This is a genomic window from Actinoplanes sp. NPDC048791, from assembly GCF_040650095.1.
In the GTDB taxonomy this organism is placed as follows: Bacteria; Actinomycetota; Actinomycetes; order Mycobacteriales; family Micromonosporaceae; genus Actinoplanes.
The window spans coordinates 1-4,963 of record NZ_JBEZGQ010000638.1; the positions used below are offsets into that span (position 1 = coordinate 1).

At 71.7% G+C, this 4,963-nt stretch carries 7 protein-coding genes; 2 read left to right on the forward strand and 5 right to left on the reverse strand.

Annotated elements, in window-relative coordinates; all coding sequences use genetic code 11:
• Nucleotides 1–140: 140 nt before the first annotated feature.
• Nucleotides 141–338: a hypothetical protein gene (locus AB0C29_RS33285; RefSeq protein ID WP_212990676.1), complete on the reverse strand. Its 198-nt coding sequence runs from the start codon at nt 336–338 to the stop codon at nt 141–143.
• A gap of 172 nt (nt 339–510) precedes the next feature.
• Between AB0C29_RS33285 and AB0C29_RS33290 the strand changes: the two genes are divergently transcribed.
• On the forward strand, nt 511–1,164 hold the full coding sequence (locus AB0C29_RS33290; protein WP_360828709.1) for a hypothetical protein: 654 nt from the start codon (nt 511–513) through the stop codon (nt 1,162–1,164).
• A gap of 2 nt (nt 1,165–1,166) precedes the next feature.
• On the opposite strand, the gene AB0C29_RS33295 is transcribed toward AB0C29_RS33290, so the two are convergent.
• The 4 genes from AB0C29_RS33295 to AB0C29_RS33310 form a co-directional block, all read right to left on the reverse strand.
• The gene (locus AB0C29_RS33295; protein ID WP_360828712.1) at nt 1,167–1,403 is read right to left on the reverse strand and encodes a hypothetical protein; all 237 of its coding nucleotides are present in this window, start codon (nt 1,401–1,403) and stop codon (nt 1,167–1,169) included.
• A gap of 75 nt (nt 1,404–1,478) precedes the next feature.
• Nucleotides 1,479–1,940: an SRPBCC family protein gene (locus tag AB0C29_RS33300; protein WP_360828715.1), complete on the reverse strand. Its 462-nt coding sequence runs from the start codon at nt 1,938–1,940 to the stop codon at nt 1,479–1,481.
• Between the two features lie 56 nt (nt 1,941–1,996).
• Entirely contained in the window at nt 1,997–2,386 is a 390-nt protein-coding gene (locus tag AB0C29_RS33305) for a DUF2795 domain-containing protein (RefSeq protein WP_360828718.1), read from the reverse strand.
• A 28-nt stretch (nt 2,387–2,414) separates the two neighbouring features.
• A complete protein-coding gene (locus AB0C29_RS33310) occupies nt 2,415–3,383 on the reverse strand; it encodes a YihY/virulence factor BrkB family protein (protein WP_360828721.1) in 969 nt (322 codons plus the stop codon).
• A gap of 106 nt (nt 3,384–3,489) precedes the next feature.
• On the opposite strand from AB0C29_RS33310, the gene AB0C29_RS33315 reads away from it, so the two are divergent.
• The coding region (locus AB0C29_RS33315; RefSeq protein WP_360828724.1) for an NAD(P)/FAD-dependent oxidoreductase at nt 3,490–4,963 on the forward strand (1,474 nt) is incomplete at its 3' end.

The following is a 4,963-nucleotide window of genomic DNA, read 5'->3' on the forward strand; positions in this document are numbered from 1 at the left end:
AAAATCCGGCCCAACGGTAGCCCCCCCAGCCCGCCGGGGGGGGCGCCCCCCCCCGCGCCGCGTGGTGGCACACGCCCGGACAACCGCCCGCCGCCCGCTGGCCCGGCCACTCCGGGTGGTGACGCGGAGAGGTCCGGGGACTACTCCGTGGTGGGCCGGCGACGCTGGGTGTCGTCGGCGATGATCACAGCGGCAACGAGCAGAGCGACCACCACGGCGAAGAGCCAGGAGGCGTCGTCGATGAGCTGGGCGGCGGCAGGGGCCTGGAACGCGGCGAGCAGAAAACCCACCCACGCGAGGCGGCGCTGACGCTCGGACAGAAAACCGGCTGAACGCATCCGGATATTGTGGCCCGATTTGGGTGCTTCACCGTCACCCTTTCGGCCGATCTCGGGTTGTCCGATGGTGCCTACTGCGCAGCGTAATCGTCGGTCCACGGTCGGTTCGCGACCCGTGTTCGCGCTGCTCGCCGCCATGATCGTGGGCCTTTTCGGGGCCGGCTGCGCTCCCGTGACGACGTTGGGCGCCCGGCAGATGCCGGCCGCGGACGGCCCGCAGGAGCACGTGCTGGCGGGCGCGTTGCACGGCCGTACCGGTGCGTTTCTGATCGTCCGGGACTCCGCGTCGCGGGTCGAGGTCCGCCTAGCGGACCTGCCCGGCCTGCTCTACCGGATCAGTACGCCGGCCGATTCGGGCCTCGCGCCGGCGGTCACCGGCACCCATGGCCGGGTCCGGCTGGGCCTGCGCCCGACCGGCGCCGACGGCCCGGACACCGTGGAGATCCTGCTCAACCGGGCGGTGAGCTGGGACATCCGCCTCCCGGCGGGCGCCGGCGAGCAGCACCTGGACCTGTCGGCCGGCCGGCTGCGCCGCCTGGAACTCGGCTCCGGCACCGGCCTGGTCAGCATGCGCCTCCCGGCGCCCCGCGGCACGGTCCCGATCATCGTGGCCGGCGGCGTGGGCGAGGTGGCGGTCGCGCTTCCCCCGGGTACGCCGTTACGCCTGCACCTCCGAGGCGGCGCCGGCCTGGTCGCCGTCCCGTGGGCGGGCCGGACCCGAGCCCCGGCCGACACGGTCCTGGCCCCGGCAACCTGGCCCCAGGCCCCGGACCGCTACACGATGAACGTCGGCACGGAGGTAGGCAGCGTCACCGTCTGGGGCTGAAACTAATGCGGTCCGCTGCGGCCGGTGGTGCTGGGGCGGTATTCGCGGTCCGGGTCCGTCTGGCCCGCCTCGTTCTCCGTCGTCACCTGGGCACCGTGCCCGAAGGCCTGTTCCTCGCCCGCGTCGTTGTCCGTCGGGTCGCCTTGGCCGTCGGTGTCCCAGCTGGCCATCGCCTCGCTGAGGTCCTTCACCGAGGTCTTCTCCTCGTCGCGCCACACGCCGTCTTCGCGATCAGTCATGGCTGTGGCGTACCCGGGGTCCGGGACGGCGAAACGGCCGCCGGTGAGCCGGCGGCCGTTCCGTTTGTCACGCGATCATGCTCCCGGGCGGTCCACCTGGCCGCGCCAGGCGCCGGACTCGGTGCCGCGCTGCTCGATGTACTCCTTGAAGCGCTTCATGTCGCCCTTGACCTGGCGGTCGAGGAAGCCGAGCTTGTCGCCGGCCGTCTCGGCCACGCCCTGCGGCTCGAAGTCCATCTGGCAGGTGACGCGGGTGGTGGTGTCGCTGAGCCGGTGGAAGGTCACGACGCCGGCCTGCTTGGAGCCTTCGATCGAGGTCCAGGCCACCCGCTCGTCGGGCAGCTGCTCGGTGATCTTCGCGTCGAACTCCCGCTTGACCCCGTCGATGTTGGTCTTCCAGTGCGTGGTGGTGGCGTCGAGCTGCCGGATCTCCTCGACGCCGCCCATGAAGCGAGGGAACTCCTCGAACTGGGTCCACTGGTTGTACGCGGTGGTTACCGGGACGTTGACGTCAACGGACTCGGTGACTGTACTCACGGTGATTCCCCTTCATTGTTGTTGCCCCGCCTTGCTGTGGTGCGGTCGTGCGGTGTTCACTGACCGGTCGCGTGCCAGACCTCGGCCACGTTCCGGTACGTCTTGTCCGCGGGCAGCCGCCGCAGCGCCTCGATGATGTCGTCGGGCGCCAGCAGGTCCCGCGCGCTCTTCTCCAGCGCCTCCCGGTCGCCCGGTAGCGCGGAGAGGCCGATGTAGCTGCCGAAGCGGCTGAAGGCCTCGCCCTGCGGGCTGCCCACGCCGTTGACCTCACCACGGCCGGCGTCGTCGCCGGGGACCACGCTCACCTGCGGCTGGTCCTCGCCGGACGGTTCGGCCATCTTCCACTCTTCGGCCCGTGCGCCGGCGACGCCCTGGACGGTCCCCCGGACCTCCTGGCTCAGCTCATCGTCGACGCGGGCGCTGTGCTTGTCGCTTCCGCGTTCCATGGTCAAAGACTGCCCGGCCTCGGGACGGCTAAACCGCGTCGTCGGGTTCCTCACGGGGCGGCAGTGGCGGGTCCGGGTCCTCGTTGCCGGCCTGCAGCTGCCGGCCGCGCTGCACCTCGGCGTTGATCTCGACACCGAGCATCAGGGCGGAGTTGGACAGGTACAGCCACACCAGGAACGCGATGACGGCGCCGAGGCTGCCGTACGTCTTGTCGTAGGAGGCGAAGTTGGCCACGTACAGGCCGAAGCCGAAGGTGGCGACGGCCCAGGCCAGCAACGCCACCACGCCGCCGAGCGTGAGCCAGCGGAAGCGCGGCTGCTTGACGTTGGGCGCGATCCAGAACAGCAGCGACAGCAGCAGCATCAGGATCAGCACCAGCACCGGCCAGCGGCCGATCGAGTACGTGAGCTTGGCCGCCTCGCCGGCGTGCAGGGCGTTGCCGACCGCGTCCACCATCGGGCCGCTGATCACCAGGCCGGCGGCCACCGTCGCGATCAGGACGAGGGCGATGGCGCTCAGGCCGATCTGCAGCGGGCGCAGCTTCCACCACGCCCGGCCCTCGCGCACCCCGTAGATCCGGTTCGACGCGCGGGTGAAGACGCCGACGTAGTTCGACGCCGACCACAGGGCGCCGAGCAGACCGAAGCCGAGCAGCACCTTGGCCGAGCTCTGCTGCACGATGATGGCGTCCAGCACGTCCCGCAGGCTCTGGTCGGCGACGATCGAACCGGCCCCCAGGTCCTCCAGGATGCCGATGATCGTGTTGACCGCCGTGCGGCCGTCGGTGACCAGGTTGACCAGCGCGACCACGACGATGCCGACCGGGAAGACGGCCAGCACCGCGTTGTAGGTCAGGGCGGCGGCGAGGTCACCGCAATCGTCGTCGAGGAAACCGTTGGCACTGCGCCACAGCACTCCGCGCCAGGTCGACCAGCGCAGCTGGCGGAGCCGGGTCGGCAGCGGAGCTGTTTCGGTACGGGCGTCAACGGCAGTCATGGTGGGGCTCCTCATCCGTCACGCCATGCACACAGAGCACTACCCGCGCCTTGTTTGCGACAAACTCGAACGGGTACGGCGAGCGCGACGAGAGGCGGCGGGTGACGTGGAACGTGCGGACGCGATAGTCATCGGAGCGGGACACAACGGGCTGGTGGCCGCGAACCTGCTGGCCGACGCCGGCTGGAGTGTCGAGGTGCTGGAGGCCACGCCGCATCCCGGCGGCGCGGTGCGCTCCGGCTACGTGACAGCCCCGGGCTACCTGAGCGACCTGTTCAGCTCGTTCTACCCGCTGGGCTACGCCTCGCCGGTGATGCGCGGGCTCGAGCTCGGCGACCACGGGCTGAGCTGGACCAACGCCCCCGATGTGCTGACCCACCTGCTGCCGGACGGCCGGGCGGCCACCGTCAACCGCGACGTCGAGACCACCATGGCCTCGATGGAGCAGTTCGCCCCCGGGGACGGGGAGCGGTGGCTGCACGCGTACGACGACTGGCGGAACGTCTCCAAGCAGATGCTCGACGTGCTCTTCACGCCGTTCCCGCCGGTGCGTTCCGGGCTGGAACTGGCCCGCCAGCTCAAGGTCGGCGGCGCGCTGCGGCTGGCCCGGCGGCTCGTGCTGTCCGTCCGCCAGTTGGGCGCCGAGCTGTTCGAGGGCGAGGGCGCCCAGCTCGCCCTGGCCGGCTGCGCCCTGCACACGGACCTGTCACCGGAGGACGCGGGCGGCGGCGTCTACGGCTGGCTGCTGGCCATGCTCGGCCAGGAGTACGGCTGGCCGGTCCCCGTCGGCGGCGCCCAGCAGATCACGTCCGCGCTGGTCGCGCGGCTGGAGTCGCGCGGCGGGCGGATCACCTACGACACCCCGGTGACCCGCATCCTGGTCGCGCGGGGCAAGGCGATGGGGGTACGCACGGCGGACGGCCGCAACTGGCGCGCCCGCCGGGCCGTGCTAGCCGACGTACCGGCCCCGGCGCTGTATCTGGACATGGTCGGCTCGCGGTGGCTGCCCTCGCGGTTCCAGGAGGACCTGGAGTTCTTCCGCTGGGACGGCGCCACCGTCAAGGTCGACTGGGCGGTCAACGGCAAGATCCCCTGGAAGAACCCGGCCGCGGCCGGCTCGGGAACGGTGCACCTGGGTGCGGACCTGAACGGCCTGACCCGGTACGCGGCCCACCTGGCCGTGGACGAGATGCCGCCGGACCCGTTCCTGCTGCTGGGGCAGATGACCACCGCGGACCCGTCGCACTCGCCGGAGGGCACCGAGTCGGTGTGGGCGTACACCCACCTGCCGCATCGCAGGAAGTGGGCCGCCGAGGACATCGCTGCCCACGTCGAGCGCATGGAGGCCGTGCTGGAGGCCCAGGCGCCCGGTTTCGGCCGGCTGGTCGTCGGGCGCAACGTCTTCTCCCCGGCCGACCTGGAACGGGAGAATCCGTCACTGGTCGGCGGGGCCCTGGGCGGCGGTACGGCGGCCGCGTTCCAGCAGCTCTTCCTGCGCCCGATCCCGGGGCTGGGCCGGCCGGACACCCCGGTGGACCGGCTGTTCCTGGCCAGCGCCTCGGCCCACCCGGGCGGCGGCG